General features: G+C 50.6%; 20 protein-coding genes, 1 tRNA gene and 3 pseudogenes. 20 read left to right on the top strand and 4 right to left on the bottom strand.

All coding sequences use genetic code 11. The annotated features are described in order from the left end of the window. Positions 1-78: 78 nt before the first annotated feature. From OTG14_RS19480 to OTG14_RS19440, 9 genes are all read left to right on the top strand, one after another. Complete coding sequence (locus OTG14_RS19480; RefSeq protein ID WP_061714437.1) at positions 79-672, top strand: recombinase family protein; 594 nt, start codon at positions 79-81, stop codon at positions 670-672. A 58-nt stretch (positions 673-730) separates the two neighbouring features. After that, entirely contained in the window at positions 731-1,918 is a 1,188-nt protein-coding gene (locus OTG14_RS19475) for a phage tail sheath protein (protein WP_267215633.1), read from the top strand. A gap of 11 nt (positions 1,919-1,929) precedes the next feature. Then, a complete protein-coding gene (locus OTG14_RS19470) occupies positions 1,930-2,448 on the top strand; it encodes a phage major tail tube protein (RefSeq protein WP_023309235.1) in 519 nt (172 codons plus the stop codon). Between the two features lie 56 nt (positions 2,449-2,504). Beyond that, positions 2,505-2,813, top strand: a complete 309-nt coding sequence (locus OTG14_RS19465) for a phage tail assembly protein (RefSeq protein WP_267215632.1) — start codon at positions 2,505-2,507, stop codon at positions 2,811-2,813. Between the two features lie 32 nt (positions 2,814-2,845). After that, positions 2,846-2,965: a GpE family phage tail protein gene (locus tag OTG14_RS19460; protein WP_023616176.1), complete on the top strand. Its 120-nt coding sequence runs from the start codon at positions 2,846-2,848 to the stop codon at positions 2,963-2,965. Beyond that, positions 2,958-5,237 carry a phage tail tape measure protein gene (locus OTG14_RS19455; RefSeq protein ID WP_267215631.1) on the top strand — a complete coding sequence of 760 codons (2,280 nt, stop codon included), beginning with the start codon at positions 2,958-2,960 and terminating at the stop codon, positions 5,235-5,237. The genes OTG14_RS19460 and OTG14_RS19455 overlap by 8 nt, the downstream gene beginning before the upstream one ends. 11 nt (positions 5,238-5,248) lie before the next feature. Continuing rightward, entirely contained in the window at positions 5,249-5,713 is a 465-nt protein-coding gene (locus OTG14_RS19450) for a phage tail protein (RefSeq protein ID WP_267215630.1), read from the top strand. Beyond that, complete coding sequence (locus OTG14_RS19445) at positions 5,710-6,864, top strand: phage late control D family protein (protein WP_157189745.1); 1,155 nt, start codon at positions 5,710-5,712, stop codon at positions 6,862-6,864. The genes OTG14_RS19450 and OTG14_RS19445 overlap by 4 nt, the downstream gene beginning before the upstream one ends. 67 nt (positions 6,865-6,931) lie before the next feature. Continuing rightward, a complete protein-coding gene (locus OTG14_RS19440; protein WP_029741756.1) occupies positions 6,932-7,132 on the top strand; it encodes an ogr/Delta-like zinc finger family protein in 201 nt (66 codons plus the stop codon). A gap of 233 nt (positions 7,133-7,365) precedes the next feature. Here OTG14_RS19440 and OTG14_RS23855 read toward each other — a convergent pair whose 3' ends face one another. Continuing rightward, positions 7,366-7,599 carry a DUF2542 family protein gene (locus tag OTG14_RS23855; protein ID WP_157189744.1) on the bottom strand — a complete coding sequence of 78 codons (234 nt, stop codon included), beginning with the start codon at positions 7,597-7,599 and terminating at the stop codon, positions 7,366-7,368. Positions 7,600-7,671: 72 nt separating this feature from the next. Here OTG14_RS23855 and OTG14_RS19435 point away from each other — a divergent pair, with 72 nt between their 5' ends. Continuing rightward, positions 7,672-7,845 (top strand): PerC family transcriptional regulator, encoded by a 174-nt coding sequence (locus tag OTG14_RS19435; RefSeq protein WP_081112021.1) that lies wholly within the window; start codon positions 7,672-7,674, stop codon positions 7,843-7,845. Between the two features lie 150 nt (positions 7,846-7,995). Here the strand turns inward: OTG14_RS19435 and OTG14_RS19430 are convergent, their stop codons facing one another. After that, complete coding sequence (locus tag OTG14_RS19430) at positions 7,996-8,487, bottom strand: Hcp family type VI secretion system effector (RefSeq protein ID WP_024906453.1); 492 nt, start codon at positions 8,485-8,487, stop codon at positions 7,996-7,998. A gap of 293 nt (positions 8,488-8,780) precedes the next feature. Here OTG14_RS19430 and OTG14_RS19425 point away from each other — a divergent pair, with 293 nt between their 5' ends. The 9 genes and pseudogenes from OTG14_RS19425 (at position 8,781) to OTG14_RS19385 (ending at position 14,823) form a co-directional block, all read left to right on the top strand. Continuing rightward, a complete protein-coding gene (locus OTG14_RS19425; RefSeq protein ID WP_228117504.1) occupies positions 8,781-9,083 on the top strand; it encodes a polymorphic toxin type 44 domain-containing protein in 303 nt (100 codons plus the stop codon). Then, positions 9,061-9,534, top strand: coding sequence for a hypothetical protein (locus tag OTG14_RS19420; protein ID WP_267215629.1), 474 nt, complete (start codon positions 9,061-9,063; stop codon positions 9,532-9,534). The genes OTG14_RS19425 and OTG14_RS19420 overlap by 23 nt, the downstream gene beginning before the upstream one ends. A 119-nt stretch (positions 9,535-9,653) precedes the next feature. Next, a pseudogene (locus tag OTG14_RS19415) lies at positions 9,654-10,139 on the top strand (primase-like DNA-binding domain-containing protein); the annotation flags it as partial. Positions 10,140-10,792: 653 nt separating this feature from the next. After that, on the top strand, positions 10,793-11,293 hold the full coding sequence (locus OTG14_RS19410) for a DUF4365 domain-containing protein (RefSeq protein WP_267215628.1): 501 nt from the start codon (positions 10,793-10,795) through the stop codon (positions 11,291-11,293). Position 11,294: 1 nt separating this feature from the next. Then, complete coding sequence (locus OTG14_RS19405; RefSeq protein WP_267215627.1) at positions 11,295-12,416, top strand: hypothetical protein; 1,122 nt, start codon at positions 11,295-11,297, stop codon at positions 12,414-12,416. Between the two features lie 231 nt (positions 12,417-12,647). Then, on the top strand, positions 12,648-13,415 hold the full coding sequence (locus OTG14_RS19400; RefSeq protein ID WP_267215626.1) for a phage major capsid protein: 768 nt from the start codon (positions 12,648-12,650) through the stop codon (positions 13,413-13,415). A gap of 1 nt (position 13,416) precedes the next feature. Then, positions 13,417-13,692, top strand: a pseudogene (locus OTG14_RS19395) (phage portal protein); the annotation flags it as partial. Next, positions 13,680-13,889, top strand: a pseudogene (locus OTG14_RS19390) (terminase TerL endonuclease subunit); the annotation flags it as partial. The pseudogenes OTG14_RS19395 and OTG14_RS19390, both read left to right, overlap by 13 nt. 85 nt (positions 13,890-13,974) lie before the next feature. Next, a complete protein-coding gene (locus OTG14_RS19385; protein WP_267215625.1) occupies positions 13,975-14,823 on the top strand; it encodes a hypothetical protein in 849 nt (282 codons plus the stop codon). A 428-nt stretch (positions 14,824-15,251) separates the two neighbouring features. On the opposite strand, the gene OTG14_RS19380 is transcribed toward OTG14_RS19385, so the two are convergent. Beyond that, positions 15,252-15,327 (bottom strand) — tRNA-Ile (locus OTG14_RS19380). A gap of 125 nt (positions 15,328-15,452) precedes the next feature. Here OTG14_RS19380 and mug point away from each other — a divergent pair. Continuing rightward, the gene (mug, locus tag OTG14_RS19375; protein WP_024906471.1) at positions 15,453-15,959 is read left to right on the top strand and encodes a G/U mismatch-specific DNA glycosylase; all 507 of its coding nucleotides are present in this window, start codon (positions 15,453-15,455) and stop codon (positions 15,957-15,959) included. Between the two features lie 103 nt (positions 15,960-16,062). Here mug and rpoD read toward each other — a convergent pair whose 3' ends face one another. Beyond that, entirely contained in the window at positions 16,063-17,910 is a 1,848-nt protein-coding gene (gene rpoD, locus OTG14_RS19370) for an RNA polymerase sigma factor RpoD (protein WP_023309228.1), read from the bottom strand. Positions 17,911-18,046 lie beyond the last annotated feature (136 nt).

The raw sequence follows: 18,046 nt of genomic DNA, 5'->3' as shown, positions 1-18,046 counted from the left end.
CTCCCAAACCAAGGTTTTCGAAAATGCGTGTTTATCAATTAAGTGGCATGATTTCCGGTTTTGACGGAGAGAAAGACCATGCTTATTGGATACATACGCGTGTCAACAAATGAACAAAACACCGCCTTACAGCGTGACGCGCTGCAGCGTTCAGGATGTGAGCTCATTTTTGAAGATAAAATCAGCGGTAAATCGACAAACAGACCAGGGCTCAATCGTGCCCTCAGACAGCTGAATGCGGGCGATACTCTCGTTGTATGGAAACTCGATCGGCTCGGGCGCAGTATGCGCCACCTTGTTTCAATGACCGAGGAACTACGCCAGCGAAGCATTAATTTCCGCAGTTTGACTGACAGCATTGATACCTCAACGCCAATGGGGCGTTTCTTCTTCCATATTATGGGAGCGCTTGCTGAAATGGAGCGTGAACTCATTGTCGAGAGAACGTGCGCCGGGCTGGCCGCAGCGCGGGAACAGGGACGTATTGGTGGCAGACGCCCTAAATTGACGCAGGAGGAATGGGCTCAGGCTGGAAGACTGATTGCTGCCGGAGAATCCCGGCAGCGCGTTGCGTTAATTTTTGATGTGGGTGTTTCCACGCTTTATAAAAAATTCCCCGCCACGGTAATCGGACAATCGTTGTGCCAGTCACCGCTGGACGGTGACAGTTAGCCCATAACAACTCCAACCGCGACAATATCACTCACCAACCAACCAAGGAGTTAAACGGATGAGTGATTTTCACCACGGCGTGGAAGTTATCGAAATCAACGATGGCACCCGCACCATTTCCACCGTCTCGACGGCAATCATCGGTATGGTCTGTACGGCCAGCGATGCTGACGACAAGACATTTCCTTTAAACGAGCCCGTGCTCATTACCAACGTGCAAAATGCGATTGCGAAAGCCGGTAAGGCGGGGACGCTGTCCGCTTCTCTGCAGGCGATCGCTGACCAGTGTAAACCGGTTGTCGTTGTTGTTCGCGTGGCTGAAGGCACCGCTGAAACACCGGAAGAGGCGCGCAAGCAGACCGTTTCCAACATCATCGGTACCACCGATGAAAACGGTAAATATACCGGCCTGAAGGCGCTTCTGACTGCGAAAACGGTAACCGGCGTTAAGCCACGTATTCTCGGCGTCCCGGGGCTGGATTCTCAGGAAGTGGCGACCGCACTGGCCGCGATGTGCCAGAGCCTGCGCGCGTTCGGCTACGTCAGCGCATGGGGCTGTAAAACCATCTCTGACGCGATCAACTACCGCAAAAACTTCAGCCAGCGCGAGCTGATGGTTATCCATCCTGATTTTCTGGCATGGGATACCACCACGAACGCAACGACGACGGCCTGGGCAACCGCCCGCGCGCTTGGCCTGCGCGCCAAAATCGACCAGACAATCGGCTGGCATAAAACCCTGTCAAACGTTGGCGTCAACGGCGTTACGGGCGTAAGCGCCTCTGTCTCCTGGGATCTGCAGGAACAGGCTACCGATGCGAACCTGCTTAACCAGGCGGGCGTCACCACGCTGATTCGCAACGACGGCTTCAAATTCTGGGGTAACCGTACCTGTTCTGACGACCCGTTATTCGTCTTTGAAAACTACACCCGTACCGCGCAGGTGCTGGCCGATACCATGGCGGAAGCGCACGCGTGGGCGATGGATAAACCCATCACGCCAATGCTTATCCGCGACATCGTTTCCGGTATAAATGCCAAGTTCCGCGAGCTGAAAACCAACGGCTATATCGTCGACGGCTCCTGCTGGTACGACCCTGAGTCTAACGATGCATCAACCCTGAAAGCGGGGAAACTGTATATCGATTACGACTACACCCCTGTCCCGCCGCTGGAAAATCTGACCCTGCGCCAGCGCATCACCGATACCTATCTGGCAGACCTGTCAGATTCGGTTAATAGCTAAGGAGCTGCAGCATGGCGTTACCACGCAAACTTAAATACCTGAATATGTTCAACGATGGCCTGAGCTATATGGGCGTTGTTGAGTCTGTGACCCTACCGAAGCTTACCCGCAAGCTGGAGAAGTATCGCGGCGGCGGTATGCCGGGCTCGGTCTCTGTCGACCTCGGTCTGGACGATGATGCCCTGGCGCTGGAGTGGACCGTTGGCGGTCTGCCGGACGCCGCGCTGTGGGCGCAGTATGCCTCTCCGGGCGCGGACAGCGTACCGCTGCGCTTTACCGGCTCTTATCAGCGCGATGATACCGGCGAAATCTCCGCCGTCGAAATCGTCATGCGCGGCCGTCATAAAGAGTTCGATGGCGGTGAAAACAAGCAGGGCGAGAGCGGCACCACCAAGATGTCCACCGAGTGCGCGTACTACCAGCTGACCATTGATGGCAAAGAGATCATCGAGATCGACATCATCAACATGGTGCTGAAAGTCGACGGCGTCGATCGTCTGGCAGAACACCGTAAGGCCATCGGCCTGTAACCCTTTAACCGGCCGGGATTACCGGCCGGTGAGTTAACTTTCAGAAGAGTAACGAAATGGAAAATATCAACGAGACCGCCATGAACGAAAGTGAAAACCCACATATCGTCACGCTTGATAGCCCCGTTCAGCGCGGTGAGCAAAAAATTGAACAGGTGACGGTATCCAAACCTAATGCGGGAACCCTGCGCGGGGTATCGCTGGCGTCGCTGGCGCAATCTGACGTCGATGCACTGATTAAGGTGCTGCCGCGAATGACCTCTCCGGCGCTGACCGAGCATGAGGTTGCGCGCCTGGATGCCTGCGATCTGCTCTCTTTTGCCGGTAAGGTGATCGGTTTTTTGTCACCGGCTTCGGCTCGCTGAAATTTCCCGAAAATCTGTCGGTCGACGATCTGATGGCGGATATCGCGGTGATTTTTCACTGGCCGCCGTCAGAACTGTACTCCCTTAGCGTGACCGAACTCCTCTTATGGCGCGAAAAAGCGCTGCAGCGAAGCGGAAACCACCATGAGTAATAATGTCAGTCTTCAGGAGCTGCTTAAGGCAGTCGACCGGGCAACCCGACCGCTTAACGCTCTCCAGAACGCCAGCGTCACTCTCGCAAGCGATATCCACGATTCGCAGACGGCGCTGGGGGCGCTTGACGAGCAGGCGGGGCGTATTAACGGCTTCAGGAAAGCAAACGCCCAGCTCTCCGTGACGGAGCAGTCGCTTGCTCAGGCGAAACAACAGGCAGCGGCGCTGGCGGTGCAGCTTAAAAACACGCAAAACCCTACCCAGGCACAGGCTGATGCGCTGTCCGCAGCCCGAAAATCGGCGGCCGACCTTAAGCTTGAGTACAACAGCTTACGCTATTCGGTACAGCGCCAGCGCACTGAACTCGCCCAGGCGGGAGTCAACACGCGTACGCTCTCGTCTGATGAGCGTCGTTTACGAACTCACATCAGCGAAAAAACGCAGCAGCTTAACCGACAGCGGGATGCGCTGGCCCGCGTCAACCAGCAGCAGGAGCGGCTGAGTACCGTTCAGAATCGCTACGAGTCAGGCAAACGCGTTACCGCGCGGGTGCGCCAGCTTGCGAATGCGGGTGTGGGCATGGCCAAAGCGGGCTTTGACCAGGCGTCCCGCTTTATGGCGCCAGGCATCAGCGTTGAAAAGCAGATGTCGGCCATTCAGGCAAACCTTGGCCTGGCGAAGGGGGATTCCCGGCTTGAGGCGATTCGCCAGCAGGCGCGGGAGGTCAGTGCCAGGACCGGAGTACCTGCAGATACGGTCCTTCGGGCACAAACCGAACTGACTCGTTCAGGCTATGACGCCGATGGGCTGCTTGCTGCCACCGCGCCAACGGTCAACCTCAGCCTGGCGGGGAATGTCGACGCGGCTAAAGCGGCCGATATGATCGCCAGCACGCAGGCCGCGTATAGCCTGGCCGATGCGGATGCGGGACGCATCGCAGATGTGCTTACCCGCGGTTTTACCTCCTCGAATACTAGCCTCGCTGAGATGGTGGCGGCCGTCACCTCTGCAGCGCCCGCTGCGGATGCCGCCGGTATGGGGCTTGAAGAGACCACCGCGCTGCTGGGCGTTCTGGCGGAAAAAGGGATGAAAGGCGCCGCCGCCGGGGACGCGCTCAGCGCGATGTTGCGCCATGTTCAGTCTCCGGATGCCATAAAAGCCTCGGGGGCGCTGGCTTCCGCCGCGGGTGATGGATCGCTTGATGAAAAACGCCAGCAGTTGCAAGGGGCGAAGGGCAGTACCGCGCTCGCGGCTTCCGTGCAGACCGATAATCTTGACGGCGATATCAACCGACTCCAGGCCGCGTGGAACGGGTTGAAGATTGATGTATTTGATAAAGCGGATGGCGCTCTGCGTAACCTGATAACAACCGCAACCGGCTGGCTTGGCACGGCCTCCCTTTGGGTGAATGCCAACCCTGAGCTAACGCAGACCCTCGCCAGCGTTGTTGTCGGCGCGCAGGCGTTTGCTGGCGTACTGGGTGGCGTAGGCACGGTTCTCGGCCCGGTTCTGACGGGCGTCAATATGGTTATCACCGCGGCCGGGATGTTAGGAACGGTATTCAGCGTGGTGGGCGGTGCCATCATGACGGTGCTGGGCGCACTTAGCTGGCCGGTGATTGCCCTTGGCGCGGCGATTGCCGCCGGCGCCTTACTGATTTTCAAATACTGGGAGCCCATCAGCGCCTTCTTTGGCGGAGTGATGGAAGGGCTTTCAACGGCTTTCGCACCGCTGGGTGCGCTGTTCTCACCGGTGATGACGGTATTTGACGCTATCTCGGAGAAGCTGGGCGGTATCTGGCAATGGTTCACCGACTTGATTACGCCGATCAAGGCGACGCAGGAAACGCTGGATGGCTGTAAAAACGCTGGCGTGATTTTTGGACAGGCGCTGGGTGATGCGTTAATGGCACCGCTTAATCTCTTTAACAGCCTGAGCGGCAAGGCCAGCTGGCTGCTGGAGAAACTCGGTCTTATCAAAAACGAGTCGGGTAATCTCGATGCCGCGGCGGCAAAAGCAGACGCGACATCCTCTCCTGCGGGCAGTTCGTCCATTCCGGTGGCGGGGATCTCTGGCGTCGGCCAGGGGTATCAGCCAACCCTCGTGCCGGGAGGACGCTCTTACGTCGATCAGAGTAAAAGCGAATATCACATCACGCTGCAGGGGGGCACGGCCTCCGCAACGGATCTGACGCGTCAAATCCGGGAGACAATAGATAGCATTGAACAGGATAAAGCGAGACGGCAGCAATCCAGCTTAATGTATGGTTGAGGAGAGATAAAATGTTAATGGTGCTGGGTCTGTTTGTCTTTGAACGACGAACCTTACCCTATCAGACAATGCAGTTTACAAAGGATTACCGCTGGGCGTCCAACGATCGGATCGGGAAACCTAAAGCCTGTCAGTACCTTGGCGAAGGCGAGACATCTTTTACCCTCTCCGGACTGCTTTACCCTGAGCTCACGGGAGGGCGGCTTTCCCTCAAGGCGGTTGAGCTGATGGCGAATGAGGGGCGGGCATGGCCGTTGATAGACGGTACCGGCATCATTCACGGCATGTTTATCATTGAAAAAGTCACGCATACGCATTCGGATTTTTACAGTGACGGTACCGCCCGAAAAATTAATTTTACGCTGGAACTGAAACGCGTGGACGAATCGCTGATGACGATGTTTGGCGATCTGAGAACCCAGGCCGAAGAGCTGGTGACGAGCGCACGTAATAGCATTGGAGGGCTGGTGGGATGATCACCGAAATGAATATCCGGGCGGGTGGGAAAATCGCCCCTGATTTTATGCTTAAGCTTGACGATCGCGATATCACACAAAATTTCAGCCATCGTCTTATCAGTCTGAGCATGATCGACAAACGTGGACTGGAAGCCGATCAGCTGGATATTCAACTGGATGATTCCGACGGGCTGTTAGACTTGCCGGCCCGGGGGGCAAAGCTCTCCTTATGGCTGGGATGGGAGGGAACCCCGCTCCAGCCGAAAGGGAACTTTACGATCGATACGATTGAATTTCGGGGCGCGCCGGACACGCTGACGATTCGGGGATGCAGTGCTGATTTTCGTGGAAAGCTAAACGTGCGGCGCGAACAGTCGTGGCATGACACGACGATCGGCGCGATAGTCAATACTATCGCTCAGCGTAACCAGTTAACTGCCAGCGTTGCGGCGGGACTTTCATCGATTGCTATTTCTCATATCGATCAGTCTCAGGAGACCGACGCTGCGTTTCTCACCCGCCTGGCTGAACGTAATGGTGCCTTTGTTTCAATCAAAGCCGGCAAGGTTATTTTTATGAAAGCGGGGCACGCCGTGACGGCCAGCGGCACGCCGATCCCCTTAATGATGATTGAGCGTGGGGACGGCGATAAGCACCTTTTTTACGTTGCCGATCGTGAAAACTATTCCGGCGTGACGGCCAAATGGCTGCAAACGCGCGACCCAAAACAGCAAAATACTCAATTGAGTATTAATCGTCTGCCTGAGGGGCAAGCGACAGAGGGGCTGCAGCACCCGGAAGCCGCCGTGCCGATTGCAGAACCAGGAGGCAAGGAGCAGAAGCCGCAAGAGAGGCTGGTAGGATCGGCGGAAAACGTATTTGAGCTCACCACGGTGTATGCCTCTGAAGAGCAGGCTCTCAGGGCCGCAGAGGCGAAGTGGCGCGCGCTGCAGCGGGGTACCGTGAATTTTTCTATCCAACTGGCGCTGGGGCGAGCCGATCTGTACCCCGAAACGCCGGTATTGGTAAACGGTTTTAAACGCGTCATTGACGAGCAGGCGTGGATCATCAGCGAGGTGGTGCATACCCTCAACGATAGCGGATTTACCACGCAGCTTAAGCTTGAACTGAATGCCACTGACGAAAAATTTATTGTTGATAGTGAGTAATACAGTTGCTATTGGTTTTATTTTGGGTATTATTGATTCACAAAATGTGAATCAAGTGGAGGGGTACATGTTTCATTGTCCTAAGTGCAAGCATTCAGCGCATGCGCGTACCAGTCGCTATCTAAGTGAAAATACCAAAGAGCGCTATCACCAGTGCACCAACGTGGACTGCAGCTGTACGTTCGTGACGATGGAGTCCGTGGAGCGCCTGATTGCGACTCCCGGTGCCTCTGAACGTGTCCGCACGGCTTCGCTGAACCACGGTTAGCGACTGCGTCACCGGCTCAAAAAAGCCACTCAATCGAGTGGCTTAATCATATGATTCTACAGCTAAAATTTGGTGGCTCCTGCTGGACTTGAACCAGCAACCTGGCGATTATGAGTCCCAATTTAAAGTCTTATAAAACAATACTTTACTTTTTAAATTTGTTGTTGCATCGAATAATTTCAAATATGAAAGCATAGTGAATAGGTCTGCTGCCATTTTGCTGCCAATGATGCCTATAAAAAAAGATAATCGCCAAAACCAATCATAAAGGAGCCGAACAGCGAAAACACAGTGTTATACCAGTAGAAGTAGATAGGTGTTTCGGATCGGTAGATGTAGTAATTTTCATATGTGCCTTTATACCAGCCGACGAAGACCCCACTTCTAAGAGCTTTTGCTGAATGAAAAATCATCCACAATCCGCAAAGAAGTACACAGGTCAATACTAATAATGTATCCCATTCCATAGCTTGTCTTATAAAAATAACGCCTTAAAAAAGTGTTAGTGGGTTGAGCAATGTCGCTTCATTCAGGTGGTCATGTGCAAAGTGAGCGTAGCCGAGAAACTCGAAAATTTGGAGCTATGGAGACGCGCTGCAACGCGCTGGCTTGAGGTGATGTATTTGCCAGACCAGACCGATAAAACGCGCGCAGCGGCAGCGGTACGCCGCAATAACTGCCAGAGAATGCTTAACAGCATAAAGCATGATTAAAATACCCCAAACGTATAAGAAGTGCGGAGAGCCGGCACCGGGTGATCGAGCGGGGTATTGCTATCGAGGGAGGCTACGTGCTGGCAGACCCAGGGGGCGAGAGAATTGGCACTAAAAACAATATAGGGCGGATTAACCGCCCCCTTTTTTTTACGCTGTTACACGCTCGTTCCATGCGTCTGAATATTGGACGTTCCCATCGCAATACTTCCAGGTGATCCGCTCATAGCGCAGCTGTACGCCCTCATTATGATTATGCATCTGTAAACCTGGCTCTTTGCAGTTATGCATAACTGGGTTAATGCTGACTACCCGCACATTCTCAAGCAGCATGTTGAAATACTCGACCTCTTGCCCCGCGTCGTTGATTCTGTACCACTTAATTTCAACGCTTTTAAGCGTCTGGCCGGTTGCTACCGCTTTATAGAGATACGGGCTGGAGCTATCAAATTCTTTCTCGATCATAAGCGGCGCATGTAAGCGTGTACCCGTGATTTTGCCCGTGTTGCTATCGGTTGGAACAAGCAAGCCGTGACTAAAAGAGAGAATTTCTACGCTACTTTCACGATCCTGAACATCTACAGACCCCCTGATCAGGTTGCCGCCATCGTCTTTAAGCCACATGTAAGCTGGAATAGCCATTTTTAAAACTCCATTTTATGAGGGTAAACCCTCATTAAACGGCTAAAACCGGATCGCAGGTGATACAAATTGTGTTATCGGTATGAGTGATTAAAACGCGTTAATTATTGATATTAATAATAAAAATGATTGATTGATCTCAAGCAGTACCGTGCAGCGCCGTTGCTCTTATGTTGCTGGTTTTGCCAGGCAAAAGGGAATAACGATGGCATGTATACCGATTTACCCGCCCCGCGGGCTGGAAATTTTGCGCGAACATTAGGCTCGCGCGGGCGCGTCACGGAGTCCAGGATATGGCTACCCCGCTTACGTATACGTGGTTTTATGAGCGAGTAAGAAACGGCGGGGTGTGGGATTACAAACAACAAAAACGGGCTTACGCTGACTTCGGGAATTTTCATTACGGCGCAGTGGGTTATGCAGCGTGCATACCTGCAAAGATTTTGCTTATTGCCGCCGGCGCGGCGCAGTGGAAAGCCGGCACATCAAGACCAGAGTGGGGGAATTTCACGGGGGCCCCGCCGTTTGGTGATGATCCGATGGACCAATTTTGGATAAAGCAAGGCATAGACTATGTTAAGCAGCACCACTATTAGGGCGTTTAAGGCGTTGCATTGGGTGGCTACAATTACGATGGCCATCGTGATCGCTGGGTACTGTTATTTCCAGCATATACAGCGTTTAACTGTTAGTGATCGGCTTTATGAAGTTCGCCAGCTCACGTCCCGGACCTGGTTATACATTACTGAGTATGACGGCTCGAACATGACCACGGGGGAAGTGTATCGTTATTTTTTAGCGAGCAAGATTGACGGCGATCCGCTGGTGGCTCTCGAAAAACAACATATCGCCCCAACGCTTACAGCGAACACCGCCCGTGTGAAAGTTGACGGTATAGGCAACAATATCTCATTTACTGTTTATGGCACCGTGTACAGCTTTACAACGTCCGCATTTTTTTATGATGCTGAGGGAATAGCGGCCGCGCCGTCAATCGACTTAACGGCCCGCGGCGAGGGCAGGGACAAGGGGAAATTTAGTCGATAGTAAAAATCCCTTGCAGTCGGGTCAATGACCCGATTAGCCGCGTGTAAGTTTTCACGGCGTACCCGTAGCGGTTCATGGATCAAAAGTACATTGTGATTGCCCGCCGGGCACAAATTGGGTTACCGGAAAACGAACGAGACTCGATGCTCGCAGAAAAAATAGAAGGGGAGCTGGCTGTAGTAATCTGCCATCTGCTTACACGTTTTGCAGATCAGGACGAAGCAAGACGGCTATTGTATGAACAGCAGAAATCCGAAGAGGCTCTGGCAATCAAACGTGAAGGTGATTCGCTGGTGGACTTCTGCGGCTACCTGCTGGCGTCGGTGGCTTGCGATGGGATGTTTATCGGCAATGCTGAGATAGTGCCCTTTAGCCCACGAAAGTATCTGTATCACGCCTACCTTGCATACATGCGTGCCAATGGTCTCAACAAGCCCGTATCGCTGATGCGATTCGGAACCGATATGCCTGGTGCAATGGCTGAGTATGGCAAGGCGTATCAGAAGAGAAAGACCAAGCACGGTATTAGGTCAAACGTTATGCTGCACGATGATTCAGACGAATGGATGCCATCCTGTGCAACAACTTCAAAGATTGAAGGGTAGAGTAAAGTTATAGATAAAGTGTTTACCAGCATTCACCATGTAAAAAATCTCATATATTACATTGTGTTAAGAGGTGAACACTTATTTATAAAGTATTCACCAGGTATTCACCTGTTCACCTTTTGATTGTCTTTTGGTCTAAAGGGTGAAGTGTAGGGTGAACACTAGTGAATACTTAAAAGTAAAGTGTACATCGATTAACAGTATGAATTTATTGTATAAATTCGCAATGGTGAAGGGGTGAACACTTAAATGCATATTTTTATATTTTATACGTGGAGCCATGGATATGCCTATAACTGAAACTGAGTGGAAGGAGCACCATCAGAAGTTCGGTACGCAAAGTATCGAAACTATGTCGATAAAAGACTATCGACGTGCTTTGTTGGAGGAGGCTTTTTCTGGGATGAACCACACGGTTTTATCGTTCATACCCTTTCCGGAGAACGGATCGTCGCAAACACTGAGCAACTTGACTCCTAATGGAGCACTTAGAAAGTTACAGAGATTTATTACCAGTACCTACCAGTGGATGAGGAGGGAGATTTCAGTCCTGTAGGGCTTAGGTACAGGCTATACCTTAGCTAATTTTTGTTATATGTTGAGGCAAACAGAACAAGAAAAATTGTTGTAAAAGCACAGCAGGCGGAAAAATGGACAAATTTAAGCAGATGGAACAATTTAACATCGCTTATGTACATGCTCTGGCATCACATGCAGGCTTCAAAATATCCAGGTGTGATGTTGATGATGATAGTGTTGATATTACTATTGAAGGAACTGGATTTACTGACGGAAAAATAAGAAATCCCAAAATCGATCTGCAATTAAAATCCACCTCAAATTTTGATGTTAAAGATGGAAAAATATCTTACGCATTAAAAAAGAAAAATTATATGGATCTTATTGGTGACAACGTTCTTTCACCACGCTATTTAGTATTGCTTCAATTACCAGAAGATGTTTCGGAATGGCTTTTAAATAGTGAAAGAGGAGTGTCGCTTCACAATTGCTGTTATTGGTGTTCGCTTCGAGATTATGAGCCTACTGAAAATACATCTTCTGTCACAATAAAAATGCCTGTCACCCAAGTATTGACATCCTCCTTTCTTAAGGACATGATGAAAGCTGCTAGCAACAGGGAAAGCGTATAATATGAAATTATACAATAAAAAATTTATAGTTACAGAAGACTTTGGGAAATATCTTGTTTCCAAAGGATGGTCTGTATCTTCTGAAATACCTGGACTAGCTAATGTCTGGCATTTAATAAATGATGTCGAATATGAAATTTTACAACCTTTGTCTACAGAGTTAAAAGATTTCGATAATAGGGTTGATGATTTAATAGCAACCCTGTGTGAAAGTGAAAATAAAAAGGAACAGGATATAATTAAAGAAATTGATAATATCAGTAGTGATGTTATCAGTTTAAGAGTAATACATGAAGATGTCTCCAGAGGAGAGATTCCATTTTCAGATGGAGTATTATTATTCAGTAAAACAAAAGAGCTAATGGTTTCTGCAGCTCGGTCAATTGTTAAACCCCAAAAAGGGAAATACACAGGGAAAAACCCAGATGTTGTTGAAAGGTTTTTAGCAAGTTTAAAACTGGGTCAGACCGAGGTTGGTAGTTATGTTCTAAATTTAGTTGCACCAATTTACAGTGATGAGGATAGTCAACAGGATCATTGCCAGGTCCCGTTTTCTCGTTCTGTGACCGAGAGATTGATGAGCAGCGTGTCAAAACTAAATGAAGCCATTGAAAAATATAAACAGACAGGTGATATTAAAATATTTGGCTCCATAGTGACTGACGGGGTTAATGCGACGTTGTGTTCCGCATTAATTGGTCTGAGTGGTGAGAATAAATCCAGAAGTATTGAACTTGGTGTACAACAGTCACCTTGCGCTGAGAGACTTATGTTTCAAGGAGGAAAAGTGATGATTTCTGCTGAGAAAATTAAATATATTGAAGAGGCAGAACGTTTCTATGCGGATGACTATTATATCAAAGATTATCATCTTATCGGTGTTGTCACACGCTTAAATAGAGATGTCAACTCAATCGGCGGAGTGATCACTATTGCAGAACCATCCGAGAGTAATCGGAAAGTTACTGTGGAATTGGATGAGGAGCATTATATACAGGCCATCAAGGCTCACGAGAGTAAATCAGAAAATGTTCATTTAATTGGTAAGTTGTTAGTAACTCCTCGTCGAACAAAACTTATCGATGTTATGGGTTTTCATATTTTATACCAGAAGATTAATTGATTTTGTAAATATTTCATGCTCAAATATACTTATTCATGCCCCCGTATTCTACGGGGCTTTTTTTATATTTTGCATGTATATCTTTAGGAGTGGCACTCAGACGTGAGCCGCCACTGGCCGTTTAACCAAGCTGTGCGAGACAGCCGGAGAGAGTCCGAAAAAGGTTAAACGGCCATCCTCTTTTCTGAGCTGGTTTCACGTCTCAACGTTAATTGTTACGGAAACCACTCCATGAAGAAATTACTCGAATTACGCCAGCAGAAAGCTGCACTTAAAACTCAGATGCGTTCCATGCTGGACAAAGCCGATACCGAAAAGCGCAGCCTGAACGAAGAAGAGGGAAAAAAGTTCGACGAACTCCGCGCCCAGGCAGATTCGCTTGAAGTTGAAATCACCCGCCTTGAAGCCGTTGCCGACGTTCAGCGAAATCTGCCTGGTACTTCCATTGAAGGTGAGCCGGTGAGCAATGACGAACTGCGCCACTACATTATGACGGGGGACATGCGCTCACTCTCCACACTGGTTCCTGCTGAGGGCGGCTATACCGTTATTCCTGAACTGGACAAAGAGATCATGCGCCAGTTGCTGGATGAGAGCGTTATGCGCTCTATTGCCACGGTGAAGACCACCAAAACCAACGAATACCAGAAACTGGTATCTGTGGGCGGTGCGACGGTCAAACGTGGAACCGGGCTGCGCTTCGAACTTACTCCACCGAATACCCAGCTTGGGAATGATGTGCTGGAGCTGGTAGAACGTGGGGATATTTCCGGCATGAGTTTTGGTTTCCGTGCGCTGAAAGAAGCGTGGGATATCGGCCGGTCTCCATACCTGCGCACTGTGACCGCCGCTGAACTGCGGGAAATCACAGTTACGTCTATGCCTGCTTATCCTGAGTCTGGTGTGGAAATCGCGCACCGTTCGCTTTTCTCCCAACATCCTGAACTGCGCCGCGCTGGCGATAACCGTCCCCGCTGGGCTGAATTAGCGGGGCTTTGATATGTGGAATATCTGGCCGTTTGGCCGTAAGTCTGAGCCCTTCGAGCAGCGCAGCATGACCATTGATGAGTTTCTGGCGATGGCAGGGATTCCAAATACCGGTTCAGGCGAGTATGTGTCTGCGGGTACAGCGGAATCTCTGCCGGCGGTGATGAATGCCGTGTCAGTTATCAGTGAAGCGGTGGCAACAATGCCCTGCTATCTCTACCGTGTGCGTAACGATAACGGGCGAGAGGCGCGGGAATGGCTGAGCAATCATCCGGTAGATTTTCTCCTGTTCTTGCTTGGGCGATTGGTAACGTGGTTATGGAATCTGACGCTAATGCCAATATTAAGCCCAACAAAAAGAAGTCCTTAGACCCCGCAGTATCCGCGCTTATGGCGTTCGGTACTTTCCAAGCCGAACATGAGGAGTTCGCTTTTGAAATGAGTCTTTCTCACAAAGAAAGATTGTTAAATCTCAATGGCATATAGCTCGATGTTGATGGTATTTTAAACGTAAAAGAAAGAATGCAATATCGTTGGCCATTCCTACATATGAGATCATTGAGGAAAAAAAATGTCATTTCCAGCCACTGTGTTGAATGTTCTGATTGCATCCCCATCAGATGTTCCTGAAGAAAGAGAAGCCATTACTGAGAGTCTTTACGAGTGGAATGCCCTCAATTCTCATGAAACTGGTTTTGTTTTATTACCAGTTAAATGGGAGTCGCATAGCGCTCCAACTATGGGAGATAGACCTCAGGGTATTATCAACAATCAAGTGGTTAGAAACTGCGACATGTTGATTGGTGCTTTTTGGACTCGATTAGGTTCACCTACTGGAGTTGAAGAAAGTGGCACTGTTGAAGAGATTAAGTGGTTTCTGAGGCAACAAAAACCGGTAATGCTTTATTATTCGAAAAAACAAGTTGACCTCGATGCTATTGATACACAACAACTTGAGAAACTCAAAGAGTTTAAAAAAAGTATTCGAGAGAAGGGGATACAAGAGCAATATACGAATGTCGATGAGCTTAAAATGAAGCTTTCTCGCCAATTAACAATCGTTTTGCGAGAAGTTTCAGTTAACACGGTGGTGGATGTGAAAGCTGTCAAGGCAGCGAAAAGTCACGAAGATAAGAAATTTGATGCTGATAGCTCTTCGCTTGCCGCTTCGATCCCAAAAGCTAAGGCAAAAAAAACTTCTAGCTCTAATGAGATCCGCTTAATCGATTACACCGAAAAGGCGTTTGTAGTGGTAGGGGACACAAATGATTATGCGGAACAACTCAAAGAACTGAGCGGAAAATGGATAGCAGTTCGTTGGGGTGGGAAAGCTTGGATGTTTTCTAAGAAGAGATTAAATGAAGTCTCTGAACTTTTAGATTTAGCGCCAGAAATGTTAAGTGAGGATGAAGCACTCTAAGAATGGGTGGCCCGGCTTTCGCCGGGCCGGGCTTGTTACGCTGCTACTTACGTAAAATATACACAAGAGCGATGCCGACAGGCACGGCAACAAATGGACTTAGACCAATGTTGCTTAGCGTTATCAGAAGGCCACTCAAGGCCACCATACGCTTTGACAGCAGGTCTGAGCCCTTTATAGAGTCAATCATATGACCTCCACAAAAGGTTCCTGCCGTCTCTTGATGAGTTGGGAGCAAGAAATTCAGACCCGTAGCGCTTAGGTTTTCAGTCGCCAAAAGGCTTTTCCAGTAAACATGGCCGCTACGACCCAACTGGCCGGTTAGGCATTTCAGCCAAATCGGTACTCCAGATTACTTACTTAAAGTATCCTATAGGTATCCTGGAGAAATTCTAAAAAACTTAATTAAACATAAGTCATTGATAAATTGGTGGCCCCTGCTGGACTTGAACCAGCGACCAAGCGATTATGAGTCGCCTGCTCTAACCACTGAGCTAAGGGGCCGTGGCGGTGAATTATAAAGTAACTCCCCGCAGCAATCCAGCCATTCACACCTGCCTGCTGTTTTTATAAACAACGCATAATCAATCCTTTATACTTCCCTGACGATGTATCGAGCGGGAGTAAAGATGATCAACGATATTCTGGCCCCGGGCCTGCGGGTGGTGTTCTGCGGAATCAACCCGGGCAAGTCCTCGGCGCACACCGGTTTTCACTTCGCCCATCCGGGGAATCGCTTCTGGAAGGTGATCTACCAGGCCGGGTTTACCGACAGGCTACTCAAGCCCGAAGAGGAGCAGCATCTGCTGGACACGCGCTGCGGGATCACCATGCTGGTCGAGCGGCCTACGGTGCAGGCGAGTGAGGTCAACCTGCATGAGCTGCGCAGCGGCGGGCGGGAGCTGATCAAGAAGATAGAGGATTATCAGCCGGCCGCGCTGGCGATCCTCGGCAAGCAGGCCTACGAGCAGGCGTTTAGCCAGCGCGGGGCTAAGTGGGGTAAGCAGAGCATCATGATTGGCGTGACGCAGGTGTGGGTGCTTCCAAACCCGAGCGGGCTCAACAGGGCGACGCTGGATAAGCTGGTAGAGGCTTATCGGGAGCTGGATGAGGCGCTGATGGTGCGGGGGCTTTAGGGGCCTCTGCGGGCTGATGCCCTCACCCTGGCCCTCTCCCACAGGGAGAGGGAATAAACAAAAAAAAAGCTCCCGATTGGGAGCTTTTTGCTGTTTACCTGGATTAATCGTCCAGGAAGCTACGCAGCACTTCAGAGCGGCTTGGATGACGCAGCTTACGCAGCGCCTTCGCTTCGATCTGACGGATACGTTCGCGGGTAACGTCGAACTGTTTACCCACTTCTTCCAGCGTGTGGTCGGTGTTCATATCAATACCGAAACGCATACGCAGGACTTTCGCTTCACGGGCGGTCAGGCCAGCCAGAACGTCGTGCGTTGCGGCACGCAGGCTCTCGGTGGTGGCAGAGTCCAGCGGCAGCTCGAGGGTGGTATCCTCGATGAAATCACCCAGATGCGAATCTTCATCATCACCGATTGGTGTTTCCATGGAGATTGGCTCTTTGGCGATCTTCAGCACTTTACGGATCTTGTCTTCCGGCATCAGCATGCGCTCGGCCAGCTCTTCCGGCGTCGGCTCGCGGCCCATCTCCTGCAGCATCTGGCGGGAAATACGGTTGAGCTTGTTGATGGTCTCAATCATATGCACCGGAATACGGATGGTGCGCGCCTGATCCGCGATAGAGCGGGTGATCGCCTGACGGATCCACCAGGTTGCGTAGGTGGAGAACTTGTAACCACGACGGTATTCAAACTTATCTACCGCTTTCATCAGACCGATGTTGCCTTCCTGAATCAGATCCAGGAACTGCAGACCACGGTTGGTGTATTTCTTGGCGATAGAGATAACCAGACGCAAGTTCGCTTCAACCATCTCTTTCTTCGCACGGCGGGCTTTCGCTTCACCGATGGACATACGACGGTTGATATCTTTAACCTGCTCGATGGTCAGGCCGGTCTCTTCTTCAATCTGATGCAGTTTCTGCAGGCCGCGATGCACATCGTCCTTCACGTCGTGCAGTTTTTCAGACCATGGCTTGTTCATCGCGATAGCCGCGTTGAACCAGGTTTCGCTGGTTTCGTTGCCGGTGAAGAGGGTGATGAAGTTCTTCTTCGGCATTTTGCACTGCTCAACACACAGCTTCATGATGATGCGTTCCTGGGTACGTACGCGATCCATCATCACGCGCATGCTGTTTACCAGGTAGTCGAACTGTTTTGGCACCAGGCGGAACTGTTTGAATACTTCAGACAGTTTCAGGATCTCTTCCTGTGCGGCAGCATGGCTGCGGCCTTTCGCTTTGATGGTGTCACGCGTCACTTCGTACTGGGTACGCAGCTCGGCAAACTTCTCACGCGCCAGCTCCGGGTCGATGCTGTTGTCATCATCCGCGGTGTCGTCGTCGCTCTCTTCCTCATCTTCGTCTTCGTCATCATCCATCTCTTCCTGAGACAGTTCAGAACCGACGTGAGTGGCGGTAGGCGCCATATCTTCTTCAGCGTTCGGGTCGACAAAACCGGTGATCAGGTCAGACAGGCGCGCTTCTTCCGCTTCAACGCGATCGTACTGCTCCAGCAGATAGGTAATCGCTTCCGGGTACTCGGCAACAGAGCACTGAACCTGGTTGATCCCGTCTTCGATGCGTTTTGCGATGTCAATTTCGCCTTCGCGGGTCAACAGTTCAACGGTACCCATTTCGCGCATGTACATGCGGACCGGGTCAGTGGTACGCCCGATTTCAGATTCCACGCTGGACAGTACCTGTGCAGCAGCTTCTTCCGCATCTTCGTCAGTGTTGTTGGAGGTTTCAGCCAGCAACAGATCATCGGCATCCGGTGCTTCTTCCATCACCTGAATGCCCATGTCATTGATCATTTGGATGATGTCTTCGATTTGATCTGAATCGACGATATCTTCCGGCAGATGGTCATTGACCTCGGCATAGGTCAGATAGCCTTGCTCCTTACCACGTTGGACAAGAAGTTTCAGCTGTGACTGCGGGTTTTGCTCCATAAGACGGTATCCACACTTAATTCGTTTGATTGGTGTCGGCGATGGGGCTGCCAACCTTTAAAGCGAGGGCGTACTTATATTTTTGCCGCTGCCTCTCAGTGCGGCTGCCGGGGGCTTCCCGATCGATATTCGGCAC

Source organism: Enterobacter pseudoroggenkampii (assembly GCF_026420145.1).
GTDB lineage: Bacteria > Pseudomonadota > Gammaproteobacteria > Enterobacterales > Enterobacteriaceae > Enterobacter > Enterobacter pseudoroggenkampii.
This window is presented reverse-complemented; position numbering and strand designations above follow the sequence as displayed.

Bases quoted from the DNA above. Each gene is read 5' to 3' on its own strand.
- OTG14_RS19480 (WP_061714437.1), top strand. From the start codon at position 79: ATGCTTATTGGATACATACGCGTGTCAACAAATGAACAAAACACCGCC.
- OTG14_RS19475 (WP_267215633.1), top strand. From the start codon at position 731: ATGAGTGATTTTCACCACGGCGTGGAAGTTATCGAAATCAACGATGGC.
- OTG14_RS19470 (WP_023309235.1), top strand. From the start codon at position 1,930: ATGGCGTTACCACGCAAACTTAAATACCTGAATATGTTCAACGATGGC.
- OTG14_RS19465 (WP_267215632.1), top strand. From the start codon at position 2,505: ATGGAAAATATCAACGAGACCGCCATGAACGAAAGTGAAAACCCACAT.
- OTG14_RS19460 (WP_023616176.1), top strand. From the start codon at position 2,846: ATGGCGGATATCGCGGTGATTTTTCACTGGCCGCCGTCAGAACTGTAC.
- OTG14_RS19455 (WP_267215631.1), top strand. From the start codon at position 2,958: ATGAGTAATAATGTCAGTCTTCAGGAGCTGCTTAAGGCAGTCGACCGG.
- OTG14_RS19450 (WP_267215630.1), top strand. From the start codon at position 5,249: ATGTTAATGGTGCTGGGTCTGTTTGTCTTTGAACGACGAACCTTACCC.
- OTG14_RS19445 (WP_157189745.1), top strand. From the start codon at position 5,710: ATGATCACCGAAATGAATATCCGGGCGGGTGGGAAAATCGCCCCTGAT.
- OTG14_RS19440 (WP_029741756.1), top strand. From the start codon at position 6,932: ATGTTTCATTGTCCTAAGTGCAAGCATTCAGCGCATGCGCGTACCAGT.
- OTG14_RS23855 (WP_157189744.1), bottom strand. From the start codon at position 7,599: ATGGAATGGGATACATTATTAGTATTGACCTGTGTACTTCTTTGCGGA.
- OTG14_RS19435 (WP_081112021.1), top strand. From the start codon at position 7,672: ATGTGCAAAGTGAGCGTAGCCGAGAAACTCGAAAATTTGGAGCTATGG.
- OTG14_RS19430 (WP_024906453.1), bottom strand. From the start codon at position 8,487: ATGGCTATTCCAGCTTACATGTGGCTTAAAGACGATGGCGGCAACCTG.
- OTG14_RS19425 (WP_228117504.1), top strand. From the start codon at position 8,781: ATGGCTACCCCGCTTACGTATACGTGGTTTTATGAGCGAGTAAGAAAC.
- OTG14_RS19420 (WP_267215629.1), top strand. From the start codon at position 9,061: ATGTTAAGCAGCACCACTATTAGGGCGTTTAAGGCGTTGCATTGGGTG.
- OTG14_RS19410 (WP_267215628.1), top strand. From the start codon at position 10,793: ATGGACAAATTTAAGCAGATGGAACAATTTAACATCGCTTATGTACAT.
- OTG14_RS19405 (WP_267215627.1), top strand. From the start codon at position 11,295: ATGAAATTATACAATAAAAAATTTATAGTTACAGAAGACTTTGGGAAA.
- OTG14_RS19400 (WP_267215626.1), top strand. From the start codon at position 12,648: ATGAAGAAATTACTCGAATTACGCCAGCAGAAAGCTGCACTTAAAACT.
- OTG14_RS19385 (WP_267215625.1), top strand. From the start codon at position 13,975: ATGTCATTTCCAGCCACTGTGTTGAATGTTCTGATTGCATCCCCATCA.
- mug (WP_024906471.1), top strand. From the start codon at position 15,453: ATGATCAACGATATTCTGGCCCCGGGCCTGCGGGTGGTGTTCTGCGGA.
- rpoD (WP_023309228.1), bottom strand. From the start codon at position 17,910: ATGGAGCAAAACCCGCAGTCACAGCTGAAACTTCTTGTCCAACGTGGT.